Origin of the sequence: uncultured Bradyrhizobium sp. (genome assembly GCF_964252615.1) — a bacterium.
Taxonomy (GTDB): Bacteria; Pseudomonadota; Alphaproteobacteria; order Rhizobiales; family Xanthobacteraceae; genus Bradyrhizobium.
On record NZ_CAXUNQ010000014.1, the window covers coordinates 62,253 to 79,286 of the forward strand.

Sequence of the window (17,034 nt, forward strand, 5' to 3'; positions counted from 1 at the left end):
GTTTAAAATTCTTGCGCCGCCGCTTCGAGGCGATGGCCTTCGGAATCCTACGTCGTCTTGTTCGCGGGTTTCTCGACCGGCGGCTTCTTGGCGAACGTCGCCTTGAGATTGTCGAACAACTCGACCTTGACCCCGTTCTTGCGCATGATGAAACTCTGCTGCAGCACCGAGAGCAGGTTGTTCCACGCCCAGTAGATCACCAGACCGGCCGGGAAGCCTGCCAGCATGAAGGTGAAGATCAGCGGCATCCAGTCGAAAATCATTTTTTGCGTCGGATCCGGCGGGGTCGGATTGAGCTTCATCTGGAACCACATGGTGATGCCCATGATGATCGGCCACGCGCCGAGCACGAGGTAATGCCCGAGTAGCGGCACCGCGGTCGGATCGAAATGAAGCAGGCCGAACAGGTTGAACAGGTTGCTCGGATCGGGCGCCGACAAATCCTTGATCCAGCCGAAGAATGGCGCATGCCGCATTTCGATGGTGACGAACAGCACCTTGTAGAGCGAGAAGAACACCGGAATCTGCAATGCTACCGGAAGACAACCGGCGATCGGGTTGATCTTCTCCTTCTTGTAGATTTCCATCATCTCCTGCTGCTGTTTGACCTTGTCGTCGGGATAGCGTTCCTTCAGAGCGGCCAGTTGCGGCTGCACCGATTTCATCTTGGCCATCGAGGCATAGGACTTGTTGGCAAGCGGGAAAAAGATCAGTTTCACCAGCACCGTGACCAGAAGAATGGCGATGCCGAAATTGCCGACCAGGTGATAGAACCAGTCCAGCGCCAGAAACATCGGCTTGGTGATGAAGTAGAACCAGCCCCAATCGATCAAAAGATCGAAGTGGTTGAGGCCGAGCTGCTTGTTGTATCCGCCAAGGCCAAAGCCCGGAAAATTGATGCCGACGACGCTGGCTTCCTTGGCGCCGGCGAACAGCCGCGCATTCGCCGTGCCGGTGCCGCCGATGGCGATGGTCTGCGGGTCCTGCAGGTAGTCGGTCTGATAGGTTCTGGTGGTGCCGACCAGATTGGATGAGAACCGTGCCTGCAACTGCGCATTGGTGTCCGGCAGCAGCGCCGACGCCCAGTATTTGTCTGTGATGCCGAGCCAGCCATTGGTGACCTTGAAATTGACCGCCTTGGCGTCGTCGATTTTCTTGTAACCGTATTCCTGCAGGCCCTGCTCGCCGAGATAGCCGACCAGACCTTCGTGCAGGATGTAATAGCCGGCGACCTGCGGCGTGCCGTGCCGCGAGATCAGGGCGAACGGATACAGCGTCACCGGCGCATTGCCGACGTTGGTCACGTCATCCTTGACCGTAAACAAATAGCGGTCGTCGACCGAAATGGTGCGGCGGAAGGTGAGGCCGTCGCCGTTGTCGTATTTGAGCGTCACCGGGCTCGACGGCGTCAGGCTGCCCGACCCTTCCTGCTGCCACTGCGTATTCTGGTCGGGAATCCGCACCGTCGAACCTGACGCGGCGACCCATCCGAATTCGGCGTAATAAGGCTCGGCCGTGTTCGAGGGCGAGAACAGTACGATCGCGGGAGACAACGGATCGACCGTATCGCGGAACTTTACCAGCGACAGGTCGTCGATACGCGCGCCCTTCAGCGAGATGCTGCCGCTTATGCTGGGAGTTTCGATTCTGACGCGGGATGAGGCGGAAATCGCGGCGTCACGGCTGACGACCGCCATGGACCCGGGCTGATTTGCCGCAGGCGCGTTGGCCGATGGCGTGGACGTCGCACCGGCTTGCGGTCTCCCCGGCGTGGCCTGCGGCGCGGGCTTGACCATTTCGCTCTGCGCCCGCTCGGCGGCGCGCTGCTTTTCCATCTGCGGAATGTTGAAGAAATATTGCCAGCCGATCAGCACCAGGCCGGACAGAATGACGGCGAGGATGGTGTTGCGATTGTCGGTCATCGTTCAGGTCTCGTCATTCAATTGGGCTGCGGCTTTTGCCGCGAAACATTCAGGGGCTGCCGGTCGAGGCGATGCAGCGCCGAGCGGAGATCGTCGAGCATGGCGGCGAAGTCGCGCGTAAGCGCGGCACGCCGGCCGACTAGCACATAATCACTGTGCGGTCGCATCGAACCGGCATCCAGCCGCTTCACCAATTCGCGAAGCCGGCGGCGGACGCGGTTGCGTTCGGTCGCGGTACCGACCTTCCTGGTCACGGTGAAGCCGACGCGGATCTCGCCGCCGTCGCCGCGGACGCGGCTCTGCACCACGAAGGCAGGGCCGTTCATCCGCGGCCCATTGGCAACGGCGAGGAAGTCCGCCCGCTGCCTTAGCCGATCCATGGTGAGATCTCTTAAAGTGCCCGTTCAGGCGCTCAGACGCTTGCGGCCGCGCGCGCGCCGCGCAGCGAGAACCTTGCGGCCACCGGTCGTCGCAAGACGGGCGCGAAAGCCGTGGCGGCGCTTGCGCACCAGTTTGCTGGGTTGATAAGTCCGCTTCACGGGTCGTTCTCCGCTGACCGGGCAATTCGCCTGATAATGAGATGAGTCCGTTAGATGCCGGCCCCAAACACAGGCCGTTCCAGCCCAAATGAGCCGCCCCGGTCAGACCGGGCCATCGCGGACAGTTGGCGCGGCTTATACGGGAGCGACCCGTTTCCGTCAATCTTGCTCGGCCCCGTTTCGAGGTTTCTCGAAAGGGCGCAATTACCCCGAATAATGCGGGTTTCGCGGTGTTCTCAGGAAATCGCGACGCGGCAGGCATGGTCGGGCCCTTGGTGCGTCCGGACGCGCTCCCTAGATGCGGGTCTGACCGACATTAGCGATCCGTAATTTGACCAGTTTCCGAACAGGACGCATCCTGAAAGACGTTGGATCAGAGGCAGATATCGTGTCAGGCGTGGCGCAACAGGCAAAAGTGGGACCGCAACGGCGGCTCGGCCTGTCCGGCAAGCTGCTGCTGCTCACCATTCCGCTGGTGATGATCGCCGAAGTGCTGATCTACGTGCCGGCAATTGCGAACTTCCGGGTCAACCGGCTGAACGACCGGCTGGCGGCGGCGAATACCGCAGCGCTGGTGCTGGACGCCGCCCCCTCCGGCATGGTGCCGGATTCGCTGGCGCGGCAAATCCTCGGCAGCATCGGCGCCCGCGCGGTCGCCATCAAGATGGGGCAGCAGCGTCGCCTGCTGGCCAGCGCCGACCTGCCGCCGGCGATCGATCATGACATCGACATGCGCTCCATGACCGTGTGGTCGGCGATTGTCGACGCGTTCGAGGTGATGCTGGAGAGCGGCAACCAGTCGATCCGGATCGTCGGGCCCGCGCCCGGCGGCGCGCAGTTCATCGAGGTCGTCGTTGACGAGCTTCCGTTACGGCAGGCGATGTACCGGTTCTCCCGCAATCTTCTGCTGCTGTCGCTGGCATTTGCGAGCCTGACCGCGGCGCTGGTGTATCTGGCGCTGCACTATCTGTTCGTGCGGCCGATGCGGCGTCTCACGGCGAGTCTGGTCGGCTTCCATCAGGATCCCGAAAGCTCCGCGCGCATCATCGTGCCGTCGCAGCGCGGCGACGAAATCGGCGTTGCCGAACGCGAATTATCGGACATGCAGCGCGATCTGGTGTCGATGCTGCACCAGAAGAGCCGGCTGGCGGCCCTTGGGCTTGCGGTATCCAAGATCAATCACGACCTGCGCAATCTTCTCGCATCCTCGCAACTGCTGTCGGATCAGCTCGCCAGCGTGCCGGACCCGCGCGTGCAGCGCTTCGCGCCGAAACTGATGCGCTCGCTGGAGCGCGCCATCGCCTTCTGCCAGTCGACGCTGTCCTACGGCCGCGCCCAGGAGGCGGCACCGGACCGCCGCATGATCGCGATCGAGCCTGTCGTGAACGAGGTGCGCGAATCCGCAGGCCTCGCCTCGGACGCCTCGATCGGCTGGATCAGCGCGATCGAGCGCGGGCTCCTCATCGACGCCGACCCCGATCAGCTGTTTCGCATTCTGCTCAATCTGGTGCGCAACGCGGCCCAGGCGCTGGAAGGCCGGCCCAGAAGCGACACCGCGGCCCAGCAGATCCGCATCACCGGTCGCCGCGAAGGCGCGGTTGCCATCGTTGAAGTCTCCGACACCGGGCCCGGCGTTCCCGCCAAGGCCCGCGCCCATTTGTTCGAGGCGTTCCAGGCCTCCGGCCGGCCCGGCGGCAGCGGGCTCGGCCTTGCCATCGCCGCCGAACTGGTCCGCGCGCATGGGGGCGATATCCATTTGGTGGAAGGCACCATCGGCGCGACGTTCCGGATATCGATTCCCGACCGCCCGGTGGAATTGCAGACCGTGCGCAGCGAGCGCGCAAGGGCGTAGGCCGGATCGCGGCATCCGGCGCATTTCGAACGGTTTCGGTGCGAATGTGCCGGTGCCGCCGACCGGCCGATGGCGTTTGCGGACCTTGCCAAGCCCCGCCGGAGCCGGTAGCTATGGCCCGCTTTCGCGGCATATCCTAGTCTCGGGAATGATTGCGGCATCGGGGGCACCGTGCGCCCCGCGATACTTCAAGCGAAACACGCGCCCGTAGCTCAGCTGGATAGAGCACCAGACTACGAATCTGGGGGTCAGGAGTTCGAATCTCTTCGGGCGCGCCATCATGTTATCTCCCTTGTTGAGACCGTCTAACACGTTGAACGGCATGGTGGTTTTTGGGGTTCGAAACCCTTGCTCGGGAGAGTACGGAAGCCTGTCAGCAAACACGAGCCGCAGCACCATCTTGCGCGCTTCGATTTTTCCGCTTTCCCAGATTTTTGAAGGGCTTGCGAGGAAGCGCATCGCGAGTTCGAACATCTCGTCAAACCTGCCGCGCGGTTGGTCCGTTTTCGCGAGTCTTTCGGTCGCCAGGAGCTTGGCTTTCTCAAGCGCGCCGATCCGGTTTTCGTAGGCGGCGATCACCACGCCCGATTGCGTCTCGACGATGCGGTCGAGCAGAACCGCGACCTCTTTTTCGATCCGCTGCACTTCCTTTTCACACGACCGCGCCATGACCTTGGCCTGTGCGTGGCGCTGATCCCATGCGCGCTTGAACATCGCGCCGGCGAGATCGAACAGGCGCTTCGACGGCGTGAGGGTTGCCAGCATGGCTTCGAACGCGGCTTCGACACGATCGCGACCGATGGACTTGCGGTAGCGCGCGCAGCCTTTGCTGTAACACATGTAGTACGGATATTTCCTGCCGGTATGACTTTCAGACCAATAGCCGGTCAGCGGATTGCCGCACGCGGCGCAGGCAACGCTGCCACGCAGCGGAAAATCAACGCTGATGTCGGCGCGGGCTGCCGCCTTTGATCCCTCTTTCAGGCGCTGTTGAATGCGCTCGTGCGTCGCAAGGTCGATCAGCGCCTGGTGGCGTCCCTTGCGCAGCGGCACGTTCCATTTCGGGGCCTCGACATAGCCCGCATACAGCGCGCGCGTGAGGATATCGTAGACCTGCTTGTAACGAACCTTGCCTGACCGGTCTTTCGGGAAATCCGGATTGGACTCCAGGAAGCGCAAGACCTCGGCCTGCGAACGGAAGCGGCCGGACGCGAAGCCCTCCAGGGCTTCCTTGATGACGGATGCGGCGGGTTCGTCGCAGACCAGCACCATTCCTTCACCTGAACGTCTTTCATGCCGATATCCGGCCGGCGGAGGGAAAGGCCAGTGGCCGTTGACGATTCTTGCGCGCATTCGTGACTTGGTCTGCTCGGCGTTTTTCTGCCGCTGGTGCTGTGCGGAGCTTGCAAGAATATTCTCACGGAAGACCGAGTCGGCATCGTCGCCGAATTCGATACGCGGGCTTTCGAGAATGCCGCCTGCCGCTTTCAACTGCTCGCGCAGAAACCAATGGCCCGGCACGTCCCGCGCGAAGCGGCTGATATCATCGATGATGACGACACGGCCTTCCTTCTTGTGCTTGGACAGATACGCCAACAGCGATGTCATGACCGGCCGGTTCTGCTCGCCGCCGGTCAGCACCTCGCGAAAAACCTCGACAACCTGATAGCCCTTGAAGCGCGCATATTCCTGGCACGTCGCTTCCTGCGATGCGAGACCGCTGCCGCGCCGCTCCTGGGCCTTGTCCGAGATGCGGCAATACAGCACCGCCTGGATCGGATGCGCTTTGAGACTTGTATTGCCGAGCCATTTGTTCATGAATCCGTCCTTCCCGCGACGCGCTCGAAGCGGTCTCCGAGGATCGATGTGTTCGTTGATGTCGAATGATCGGATTCTAATGCCGGCGCGGTATTCACTTGAAGGGAAATCTTCACGTCATCCTCAGGCAGCACCTGCTGAACCGGATGAATACGGAAACCCAGATCGACGAAGCCGACCATCATCGTCCACACGGTTTCGAGCAGCTCGCGCTGCTGCGCTTCGCTCAAATCGAAGTCTGCGACGTACGCCGCGAATTCTGCGGGATTGAAGCTCAGGGCGGCAAATGCCGCGGTGTCGCCGGAGACCGGCAATGAATCGTCTGTGGGGTGCATCGCCATGGGTCCTTTTCTGTTCGGCGGTTGACCTGTCCCGCTCGCCGTGACGAAGCGCAATGAACGCCTTCACGATAGGACATTATTCCTAGATTTGCAACTTTTATCTGTCTTAAGTTTGGGTATCGCGCGCGACGCTCTCCCATTATGTAATCTCGGAAATGGAAGCGAAGCGAGGCCGGACGCGCGGGTCTTTCCAAGCAAACGGCGCGATTTCGATCATCGCGCACGGTGCATGATGTTGAGATTGCAGCGAAGATCGGCTGTCTCATGACGCGCGCCGTTTCCAAAAAACGACGCGGCGGAAGCCGCTTGCAGCACGCGGCCAAGATCAGCGATTACCGCTTCCGCAAGGTGCTCGCCTGTTTCGTGCGCGATCACACGGCCACCGAGACGGCACGGATGACCGGCCTAAGCGTGAACAGCGTCAACGATCTCTACCGCAAGATTCGGATATATTTCTACGACGCCGGCCTGTTCATGAATTTTTACGGCGGCGCCGGCCCGGCACGCTACGATCCGGACGACCATAAAGATTTCGAACGCACCCTTCTCAGGTTTCACCGCAATCGGTTGCGCAGCCGACGCGGCGTCCGCGAAACACCCGGCGCGCCGAACTATCATCTCGCCGAGAGCTGGTGGCGTTTCGATTTTGCGATGATCCTGCGGGAGCGTCCGTCCGATTCCGTCTATGACATGATGGTCGCGCAGTTGCTGGCGATCATTCGCGTGGCCGGGCCGATCGGCCGCCACCCCAAAAATCCGGCTGCGCGCAGCCGCGTCATCGCGCGGCTTGTCGATCAGAAGATACTGTGGTTTCTGCGCAATGCGCCGGGCTTTGCCAATCCGGAACTAAGGGCTGGCCTGGACGAAGCCTTGCACGTTGAACTACCCGAACCCGATGCCGACTGACTTGCAAAAGCTATGCCGCTTGGCGTGCCAAAGTCGGAGGCTGCCGCACCACCAGAGCATCTGATTGCAGGGAAATAGCAAACCGGCGCGCTTCGCGCTGATCGCAAGATGTGTGCGGTCATACGACCGCACCATCTTGGCAAGGGGGGCCCGCTGGCGCGCCCCCGTTGCATCCCCCCGGCTCATGGCGCGGTTCATGGCATCGAGCCATCACCGCGCCAACGAAACGTCTGGCCGTTTCATCACCACGTCAGGGAGCCTCCATGCTCCCCGAGACCCCATGGTCAGCATCTTGCCGCCTAACTACGCGCGGGAGATTTCACTCCCTGCACCCATCGACACGAGGAGCGTCTCGCCGCCCCTCGGCACCCACGAGCAGGGCGTGGAGATATTTCCTCTCCACCTGCACCGCACCATGGACGAACGTCCGCCGTTCGATCGCGCTCGGAAGCTCCGTGCACCCCGAGTCCCCAAGTCAGCGGCTTACCGCCGAACCGCGCGCGGGAGACTTCGCTCTCCCTGCCCCCATCGACCGAAGAGCGTTTCGCCGCCTCGGCACCCACGAGCAAGTCGCGGAGTTTTTCCGCTCCAGCAAAACGAACGCCTAGCCTCGCAGGGATAAGGATTCTCCAGTTGTAGACAAGGAATTTATATAGCATGTTCATTGGGTTAGCCGAGGACGCATGAAGCTTATCAAGAATAGCGGCAATGACAGAGTGATCGATGAGCTGCGAAACGCGCTCATGGCAGGCACGGCCATGAACATGGTTGCATCATCGCTATCTCTTCACGCATTCGGAGAGCTTGCAAAACCACTAGCCAACGTAGCGAGGTGCCGTCTTGTACTGTCAGAAGGAGCCATTATTGATGCGGGGCTACTCGGGGCCGAGTCGGAACGCCCCTTTAGGAATCGGCTAGGCACGCGTGCATTGGCACTGCAATTCGCAAATTGGATCGAAGCGAAAGTCCAAGCGAGATCCACGGCAAAAGCGCTTCCACAATCCTTCGTGGCACTTTCAAACGGTGCGAGCCAACGCGTCATTACGGGCAATTGCCCGTTTACGACAGACGGTCTCGGTCTAACGCCAAGCGATCAGCTCGCCCTTATTCAATGTGCCGAAACAACGGATGAGAGCGCCACGCTGGGCGCGTGGTTCGATCAGCTTTGGGCGAGCTTGCCTGAATCGAATGCCGCTAAAGCGCAGCTCCTCGAAAGACTGAACGCGCTCGCGGCGCACAAGCCTCCCAATCTCGTTTACTTCCTCATGCTGTTACATCTGTTCCGCGACCTCGGCGAGCAAATGGATGAAGACAAGATCGTCAAGTCGGCGACTGGCATCCGCGAGAGCATTGTTTGGAAGAAGCTCTTCAAGTTCCAGCGGGACGGTGTCATCGGCGCCATCGACAAGCTGGAGCGGCACGGCGGCTGTATCATCGCCGATAGCGTGGGCCTTGGTAAGACGTTCGAGGCCCTCGCGGTCATCAAGTATTACGAACTACGCAATGACAGGGTTCTCGTCTTGTGTCCCAAACGCTTGCGGGACAACTGGACGCTCTACAAATCCAACGACCGCCGCAACAGTCTAGCCGGCGACCGCTTGCACTACGATGTGCTCAATCACACTGACTTGTCGCGCGATGCTGGGATATCGGGCGACATCGACCTCTCGCACGTCAATTGGGGAAACTATGACCTCGTCGTTATCGACGAGTCACACAACTTCCGAAACAAGTCGGCGCACAAGGGCCGTGAGACGCGGTACGACCGCCTGATGCAGCGCATCATCAAGGCCGGTGTGAAGACGCGTGTGCTAATGCTCTCGGCTACTCCAGTGAACAACCGCCTGGCTGACCTGAAGAACCAGATCGCCTTCGTTACAGAGGGCGTGGACACTGCCCTCGCCGAACACAACATTCCCAGCATTGAGGCGACGACGCGACTTGCGCAGGCGCAGTTCAATCGATGGCTTACCTTCGATGAGGATGAACGCAAACCCGCTCGGCTCATCGACATGCTGGGTTTCGATTACTTCAAGCTGCTCGATCTCCTGACCATAGCACGGTCGCGCAAGCACATCGAAAAGTACTACGGCATCAAAGAAACGGGGAAATTCCCGCAGAGGCTCGCACCGATCAACGTCAAAGCGGACGTGGACCGTGCGGGCGAATTCCGCTCGATCCGCGACATCAACAATGAGATCAGGCGCTTGAATCTCAGCGCTTACGCGCCTCTGAAATACGTCCTACCGCACAAGCAGGCGGCGTATGACGAGAAATACAGCACAAAACTGCATGGCGGCGAGCGGGTCTTCAAACAGGCAGATCGCGAGCAAAGCCTCATCCATTTATTGCGCGTGAACATACTCAAGCGGATGGAGAGCGCAGTCACCTCCTTCGCGCTGACGCTTGAGCGGCAGCTCTCCGACGTTATCGAAGTGCTGGACAAGATCGACACCCATTCAGACCCAATCCAAGAAATCTCCATCGACGACATCGAAGTCGATGACCCGTCTTTCGAAACGTTGCTGGTAGGCCGCAATGTCAAAGTACTATTGCAGGATGTGGACCGCGTCCGCTGGCGTCAGGACCTCGTGGAAGATCGCGACCGGCTCGAAACATTGCTCAACGCCGCGCGGCAGGTATTACCGGCGCGCGACGACAAACTTGAACGGCTGAAGGCGTTGATCGAAGAGAAGGTGCGCAATCCCATCAATCCGGGCAACCGCAAGATCATCGTATTCACCGCTTTTGCGGACACCGCCGGATATCTGTATCAGCAGCTCTCCGGCTGGATGCAGTCCGCGCTCGGGCTGCACACCGCCCTTGTAACCGGCGCGGGCCGCAACAAGACGACGCTGCCCGGGCTGCGCACGGACCTTGGCAGCATCCTGACGGCGTTCTCGCCACGCTCCAAGGAGCGTCCGCCTGAAATGGCGGCGGAAGGCGATATCGAGCTTCTGATCGCGACAGATTGCATATCAGAGGGACAGAACCTCCAGGATTGCGACTACCTCATCAACTATGACATCCACTGGAACCCGGTCCGGATTATTCAGCGCTTTGGACGAATTGACCGTATCGGCTCCCCTAACGACGCCATTCAATTGGTCAATTTTTGGCCGAACATTGAGCTAGAGGAATACATCAATCTTGAACAGCGCGTGAGCGGACGCATGGTGCTGCTCGATATCTCGGCTACCGGAGAGGAGAACCTTATCGAGCAACAGTCCGGCGACCCGATGAACGATCTGGAATATCGCCGCCAACAGCTCATGAAACTTCAGGAAGCCGTCATCGATCTGGAGGACTTGTCGAGCGGCGTATCCATTGCTGATCTCACGCTCAATGATTTCCGCATTGACCTCGCCGGATACATCAAAGAGCATCCGACCCAATTGGAAACGCTTCCGTTCGGAACCTTTGCAATCACCACCGCAGATAGCCAGACAGGCCCCGCCATTGTACCCCCTGGTGCCATCTTCTGTCTGCGGGCAGCGAGTGACACCGCTATAAAAGGCATTGAACCGGGCTATCCGCTGAGCCCGCACTATCTCCTCCACATCGGCGATGATGGAGCTGTGCTGTTGTCCTACACACAGGCCAAGCACGTCCTCGATCGCTTGAAGAAGCTTTGCATCGACACAGACGCCGTGAACCAAGATGCCAGCGCACGCTTCGACGCGGCGACGCGCAACGGCGAGAACATGGGCGCAGTGCAGAAGCAACTGGCAGCTGCGGTCGCGTCCATCACCGGCAAGAAAGAAGAGCGCGCGGTCGCGAGCCTGTTCACCCCCGGCGGCACGCACGCACAGAAAGGTGAATTCGCGGGGATCAACGATTTCGAGGTGGTGGCTTATCTTGTTGTTCTGCCCGCCATCCAGACCGGGACGGCGGCGTGAAGGCGCAAGACATCATTGCTGCGCTGGCATTACCGCCAGACGCCCGCGTCGATCAGCGTGTGCCGAAGAAGCTCTTTCTGGAACAAGGTGCGCCCACGGCGGCAGACAAGCGCGCAATCCAGGACGGCATCGAAGAGGTGATGTGGGTTGCGGCGCTCAAGCCTACCAATTGCGGGGTGCCCACATTCAAGAATGACGCGCGGGAATATCTGGAAATCGCGGTGCTCATCGCGTCGTTCCGTGTGCCCGCTAAAGTGACTCGACTGGTTGAACTGATACATCGCGCGATCCCGTATCCGTTGCTTCTTGTCGCCGAGCACGCAGGCAGTGTCGGGCTTTCAGTGGCCCATAAGCGGGCATCACAAGCGGAAGCCATAGCCGTTGTCCTCGACGGGGCTGTAATTGAAGTTTCAATGGGCAGTGAATCGCCAGAGAATCAGGCCGCCTTTGTTGACAGCCTGAGGCTCGCCGACCAGCCAAACAGTGACCTTCAGGCCCTTTACACCGGCTGGATCGAACGGTTGCAAGCTGTCGCGGCGTCCCGCTTGACGGGTCAGTACATGCTGACACAAACTATGGCTGAGGCGGTCGCCCGGCAAAAGGCGCTCGACGATTACGCCAGAATTACGCGTGAAATTGCCGGGATGCGGGCGAAGGCCGCCAAGGAAAAACAGATCAACCGCCGCGTGGATATCAACCTCGCCATTCAACGGCTGGAGGATGAGTTACACGTTGCGACAAAGAAGCTCTAAGGGGGCGATATGAAGAAGATTGACGAGGCGGACTCCATCGCACAGAGCGCCGACGTTGTTGCGGACAACATCGCACAACTGAAGGCGTTGTTTCCGGAAATTGTCACCGAAGACCGAATCGATTTTGAGACGTTGAAGCAACTTCTAGGTGCCGCGCTCGACGAGCGCGAGGAGAAATATGGTCTGAGTTGGCATGGGAAGCGCAAAGCTCGTCAGCTGGCACTCACGCCCTCTGCCGGAACACTTCGGCCATCACCTGAAGACAGTGTAGATTGGGGGACGACGCAGAACCTGATGATTGAAGGAGACAACTTGGAGGTCTTGAAGCTTCTTCAGAAAAGTTATGCCGCCAAGGTCAAATTCATCTATGTCGACCCCCCCTACAATACAGGAAGCGATTTCGTCTATCCGGATGACTTTCGTGACAACATCAAGAATTACCTCGAGCTAACGGGTCAACTAGAGGGCGACAGACGCGTAAGTTCGAATACCGAGTCTTCGGGGCGCTTCCATACGCAGTGGTTAAGCATGATCTATCCGCGCCTGAGGCTCGCGCGTGATCTCATGTGTCCAGATGGTTTCATTGCTGTCAGCGTGGATGACGAAGAATGTAAAAACCTCGCCCACGTACTCGACAGTATATTTGGCGAAGAGAACCATGTTGCAACTCTTGTCTGGGATCGCAACCGAAAGAACGACGCTAAGTTATTCTCTGTTGGTCATGAGTACATGCTTGTATATGCGAAAGATCGCTCGCTATTGCGCGAGATGGACCTGAAGTTAAGGGAGCCGAAGGAAGGGATCGACGAGGCTAGAGAATTATTCACCTCACTGCGCTTACAATTTTCAGACGACTGGATCAAAATCAAAGAGTCTTGGCGCGCTCATTTCGCAGAGATAGACGAAGACGATCCACGGAAGAAGCTTGGCCGCTTTACGAAAGTCGGTCCTCGCGGCCCTTTTCGCGACGACGGTGATATTTCGTGGCCCGGCGGTGGCGGCCCGAAATATGAAGTGCTCCATCCACAAACCAAGAAGCATTGCAAAGTACCTGCAGGCGGCTGGGTCTACCCCACGAAAGAGAAATTCTGGGCCGCCTATGATTCCGGCCGAGTGGTTTTTGGTCAGGATGAAAGCACTCTGCCTCGACAAATTCGCTATCTGTTCGAAGGCGAAGGACAGGTGATGCCCTCCGTGTTCTACAGCTATGCTCAAACAGCGACCATGAACTTTGTCCAGCTGATGGGCGAACGAGTTTTTGAGAACCCAAAGAACTGGAACGATATTGCTCGACTCATAAGGTACTTCACATCTGATAACGATATTATCCTGGACTTCTTCGCTGGATCTGGAACCACCGGCCACGCGACCATGGCGCAGAATGCAGTAGATTTGGGAAAGAGACGTTTCATTCTTGTTCAGCTTCCAGAGCCGATACTTGCGGACAATAAAGACCAAACCATCGGATTCAACTTTCTGACTAAGCTAGGGCGTCCGACGAATATTGCTGAAATTACAAAAGAGAGACTTCGTAGATCGGCACAGAGGGTTCGTGAGGAGAACAGTCTTTTCAAAGGCGACGTTGGATTTCGCGTATTCAAGCTGGACACAAGCAATATTCATATGTGGGACCCAAATAGGGATGACATTGCGGAGACTCTTGACGAAGCGGCGGAGCATCTGAAGACCGACCGCACGGGACAGGACATCCTTTTCGAGCTTCTGTTAAAGCTCGGGTTGGACCTCACCGTCCCCATCGAGACGAGGAAGGTAGCTGGTAAGGCGGTTCACAGCATCGGTGCTGGCGTTTTGCTGGCCTGTCTCGCGGAGAAGATCGATGCCAAGGATGTTGAGCCGCTCGCGCTTGGCGTTGCGAATTGGCACAAGGCACTCGCTCCGGCTGGCGAGAGCCAGATCGTGTTCCGGGATAGTGCATTCGCGGATGATGTTGCCAAGACCAACATGACGGCGATCCTCCAGCAGCACGGCCTCGAAACCGTGCGTAGTCTATGAGCACCGCGCAATGAAGTTGCACTTCGAACCCGATCTCGACTTCCAACGCCAGGCCATCGATGCCGTCGCCGATCTTTTTCGAGGTCAGGAGATTTGCAGAACTGAGTTCACCGTTACGCGCAATGCGCTCGGCATGCAGATGGAGGCTTTCGACAGCGACCTGGGTATCGGTAACCGGTTGGCGCTACTTGATGACGAGCTGTTGACCAACCTTAGGGACGTTCAGCTCCGGAACGGCCTCAAGCCATCAGAAGATTTGGCGTCCGGAGATTTCACCGTCGAAATGGAGACGGGCACGGGCAAGACTTACGTCTATCTCCGCACAATATTCGAACTGAATCGAGATTACGGGTTCAGGAAGTTTGTCATCGTCGTCCCATCGGTCGCGATCAAGGAGGGCGTCTACAAGACACTTCAGATCACCGAAGATCATTTTCGCAGCATCTACGCCAATGCACCCTTTGAGTTCTTCTTGTACGACTCCAGCAAACTCGGTCAGGTGCGCAATTTTGCTACTAGTTCGATTATTCAGATCATGGTGATGACTGTCGGCGCCATCAACAAGAAGGATGTGAACAACATCTATGGGAAAGGCGCAAACGAACAGACGGGTGGCGAAAGACCAATCGATCTCATCCGCGCGACGCGCCCGATTGTCATCGTGGATGAGCCGCAGAGCGTGGACGGTGGTCTTTCCGGGTCCGGGAAGGCTGCGTTAGAGGCTATGAACCCATTATGCACCTTGCGTTACTCCGCCACTCACGCTGACAAGCATCATATGTTGTACCGGCTGGACGCCGTCGATGCCTATGAGCGGAAGCTTGTGAAGCAGATTGAAGTGGCATCCATGACCGTCGATGGCGCGCACAACAAGCCGTATTTGCGGCTCATTTCGGTCAGCAACAGGCGCGGTGCGATTACGGCCAAGGTCGAGGTGGATGTTCAGACGGCGTCGGGCGTGCGGCGCTTGCCGAAGAATGTGCAGGACGGTGACGATCTGGAACAAGTCACCGAGCGCGCCCTCTACAAGGATATGCGCATCGGTGAAATCCGGGCTGCCAAGAGCGATCAATTGGTCGAGCTGAAAGTCCCAGGCAGCGAGGAGTGGTTGCGCCCCGGACAGGCCGTCGGCGATGTCGACGCCGACGCGCTCAAGCGGCTGATGATCCGCCGCACTATCAAGGAACACCTCGACAAGGAAAAGCGTCTGGCTCCCCTCAAGATCAAGGTCTTGAGTCTTTTCTTCATTGACGAAGTTGCCAATTATCGCAGCTACACGGCGGACGGGCAGCCCGTGAAGGGCAAGTATGCGCTGATGTTCGAAGAGGAGTACCGGCGGCTCGCGAAACATCCAGACTATCAGGTCTTGTTCAAGGAAGTGGATGTGGAGAGCGATGCGGCCGAGGTTCACAACGGCTATTTCTCAATCGACAAGAAAGGCACCTGGAGCGACACGGCGGAGAACAATCAAGGCAACCGCGACAACGCCGAACGCGCCTATAATCTCATCATGAAGGACAAGGAGTTGCTCCTCAGCTTCGATACCAAGCTCAAATTCATCTTCTCGCACTCTGCGCTGCGCGAGGGCTGGGATAATCCGAACGTGTTCCAGATTTGCGCTTTGCGCGAAATCGGCACCGAGCGCGAGCGCCGGCAAACCATCGGGCGCGGTCTGCGATTGTGCGTCAACCAAGACGGCGAGCGGCTGCGCGGGTTCGATATCAACACGCTTACCGTCGTCGCCAATGAGGACTACGAAGAGTTCGCCGAAAAACTCCAGAAGGAGATCGAGGACGAGACGGGCATCCGCTTTGGCATCGTCGAGGAGCACCAGTTTGCGGGCGTATCGGTCACTGATGACACGGGCGTCGCGAAGCCATTAGGGTTCGAGGAATCGCAGTCGCTTTGGCAGCACCTCAAGGCCGAGGGCTACGTGGATGCCAAGGGCAAGGTGCAGGACACGCTGCGCACTGCCCTCAAGGATGGCAAGCTCAAGATCCCCGGGAAATATGCCGCGCAGGCGGCGCAGATTACCGAGATTCTGCGCAAGCTGGCTGGGCGACTTGAAATCAAGAACGCCGATGACCGCGTGCGCATTCAGACCCGCCAGGCTGTGCTGGAAAGCGAAGGCTTCAAAGCGCTATGGGAGCGCATCAAGCACAAGACGACGTACCGTGTTGCTTTCGACAACGAGAAGCTGATCGCCGATTGTGTCAAGACGCTGAAGGATGGCCCTGTCATCGCGAAGACCCGTGTGCACGTTCGCAAGGCCGATCTCTCCATTGGTAAAGCTGGCGTCCAGGCGAAGGAGATCGGCGGCGCCGCGCCCATTACGCTCGATGAAGCTGACATCGAGCTGCCGGACCTTTTGACCGACCTTCAGGACAAGACACAACTCACGCGGCGCAGCATTGTGCGCATTCTCAAAGACAGCACGCGCCTGGACGATTTCAAGCGCAATCCGCAGGACTTCATTGAGCTCGCGGCGGAAACCATCAATCGCAGCAAGCGCCTCGCATTTGTGGATGGCATTAAGTATCAGCGGATCGGCGACGAGCACTACTATGCGCAAGAGTTGTTTCAGACCGAAGAGCTGATGGGCTACCTCAAGCAAAGCCTTGAGGTTTCGAAGAGCGTATTTGAGCGCGTCGTCTATGACTCGGCGGGAATAGAGCAAGGCTTCGCCGAGCAGCTTGAGAAAAACGAAGCCGTCAAAGTCTACGCGAAACTGCCGGGCTGGTTCAAAGTGCCGACGCCGCTCGGGACGTACAACCCCGATTGGGCCGTGCTCATCGAGAAGGATGGGGTCGAACGTCTCTACTTCGTGGTCGAGACTAAAGGCAGCCTGTTCAAGGACGACCTACGCGATAAGGAAGGCGCGAAAATCGCCTGCGGCAAGGCGCATTTTAAAGCGCTGGCCGTGAACGATAATCCCGCGCGTTACGTGGTCGCAACGTCACTTGACGATGTGCTGAAGAACTAGTAGGCCCGC

General features: G+C 58.7%; 10 protein-coding genes, 1 tRNA gene and 1 pseudogene. 7 read left to right on the forward strand and 5 right to left on the reverse strand.

All coding sequences use genetic code 11. The features are described from left to right. Positions 1-47: 47 nt before the first annotated feature. Genes yidC through rpmH form a run of 3 tightly spaced genes read right to left on the reverse strand, consistent with a single transcriptional unit; the run spans position 48 to position 2,461 of the window. The gene (gene yidC / locus ACFE72_RS10330) at positions 48-1,922 is read right to left on the reverse strand and encodes a membrane protein insertase YidC (protein WP_375412994.1); all 1,875 of its coding nucleotides are present in this window, start codon (positions 1,920-1,922) and stop codon (positions 48-50) included. Between the two features lie 17 nt (positions 1,923-1,939). Next, positions 1,940-2,302, reverse strand: coding sequence for a ribonuclease P protein component (gene rnpA / locus ACFE72_RS10335; RefSeq protein ID WP_375412995.1), 363 nt, complete (start codon positions 2,300-2,302; stop codon positions 1,940-1,942). Positions 2,303-2,326: 24 nt separating this feature from the next. After that, on the reverse strand, positions 2,327-2,461 hold the full coding sequence (gene rpmH / locus ACFE72_RS10340; protein ID WP_006609582.1) for a 50S ribosomal protein L34: 135 nt from the start codon (positions 2,459-2,461) through the stop codon (positions 2,327-2,329). A gap of 388 nt (positions 2,462-2,849) precedes the next feature. Between rpmH and ACFE72_RS10345 the strand changes: the two genes are divergently transcribed. Both ACFE72_RS10345 and ACFE72_RS10350 read left to right on the forward strand, forming a co-directional pair. Then, positions 2,850-4,313: an ATP-binding protein gene (locus ACFE72_RS10345; RefSeq protein WP_375412996.1), complete on the forward strand. Its 1,464-nt coding sequence runs from the start codon at positions 2,850-2,852 to the stop codon at positions 4,311-4,313. A 201-nt stretch (positions 4,314-4,514) separates the two neighbouring features. Beyond that, positions 4,515-4,591: transfer RNA gene (locus ACFE72_RS10350), tRNA-Arg, on the forward strand. A gap of 541 nt (positions 4,592-5,132) precedes the next feature. Here the strand turns inward: ACFE72_RS10350 and ACFE72_RS10355 are convergent. Continuing rightward, positions 5,133-6,131: pseudogene (locus ACFE72_RS10355) on the reverse strand (recombinase family protein); the annotation flags it as partial. Further along, positions 6,128-6,472, reverse strand: coding sequence for a hypothetical protein (locus ACFE72_RS10360; protein ID WP_375412997.1), 345 nt, complete (start codon positions 6,470-6,472; stop codon positions 6,128-6,130). The pseudogene ACFE72_RS10355 and the gene ACFE72_RS10360, both read right to left, overlap by 4 nt. A gap of 306 nt (positions 6,473-6,778) precedes the next feature. On the opposite strand from ACFE72_RS10360, the gene ACFE72_RS10365 reads away from it, so the two are divergent. The 5 genes from ACFE72_RS10365 to ACFE72_RS10385 all read left to right on the forward strand — a co-directional run bounded on the left by ACFE72_RS10365 (position 6,779) and on the right by ACFE72_RS10385 (position 17,025). Further along, complete coding sequence (locus ACFE72_RS10365; RefSeq protein ID WP_375412998.1) at positions 6,779-7,378, forward strand: hypothetical protein; 600 nt, start codon at positions 6,779-6,781, stop codon at positions 7,376-7,378. Between the two features lie 683 nt (positions 7,379-8,061). Further along, complete coding sequence (locus ACFE72_RS10370; protein ID WP_375412999.1) at positions 8,062-11,277, forward strand: helicase-related protein; 3,216 nt, start codon at positions 8,062-8,064, stop codon at positions 11,275-11,277. Continuing rightward, positions 11,274-12,029 carry a DUF4391 domain-containing protein gene (locus ACFE72_RS10375; RefSeq protein WP_375413000.1) on the forward strand — a complete coding sequence of 252 codons (756 nt, stop codon included), beginning with the start codon at positions 11,274-11,276 and terminating at the stop codon, positions 12,027-12,029. The genes ACFE72_RS10370 and ACFE72_RS10375 overlap by 4 nt, the downstream gene beginning before the upstream one ends. Before the next feature lie 9 nt (positions 12,030-12,038). Next, complete coding sequence (locus tag ACFE72_RS10380) at positions 12,039-14,042, forward strand: site-specific DNA-methyltransferase (RefSeq protein ID WP_375413001.1); 2,004 nt, start codon at positions 12,039-12,041, stop codon at positions 14,040-14,042. A 10-nt stretch (positions 14,043-14,052) separates the two neighbouring features. Then, entirely contained in the window at positions 14,053-17,025 is a 2,973-nt protein-coding gene (locus tag ACFE72_RS10385; protein ID WP_375413002.1) for a type III restriction-modification system endonuclease, read from the forward strand. The last annotated feature ends 9 nt before the right edge of the window (positions 17,026-17,034 follow it).

Coding starts and splice junctions, on each gene's coding strand:
- yidC (WP_375412994.1), bottom strand. CDS start 1,922: ATGACCGACAATCGCAACACCATCCTCGCCGTCATTCTGTCCGGCCTG.
- rnpA (WP_375412995.1), bottom strand. CDS start 2,302: ATGGATCGGCTAAGGCAGCGGGCGGACTTCCTCGCCGTTGCCAATGGG.
- ACFE72_RS10360 (WP_375412997.1), bottom strand. CDS start 6,472: ATGGCGATGCACCCCACAGACGATTCATTGCCGGTCTCCGGCGACACC.
- ACFE72_RS10370 (WP_375412999.1), top strand. CDS start 8,062: ATGAAGCTTATCAAGAATAGCGGCAATGACAGAGTGATCGATGAGCTG.
- ACFE72_RS10380 (WP_375413001.1), top strand. CDS start 12,039: ATGAAGAAGATTGACGAGGCGGACTCCATCGCACAGAGCGCCGACGTT.
- ACFE72_RS10385 (WP_375413002.1), top strand. CDS start 14,053: ATGAAGTTGCACTTCGAACCCGATCTCGACTTCCAACGCCAGGCCATC.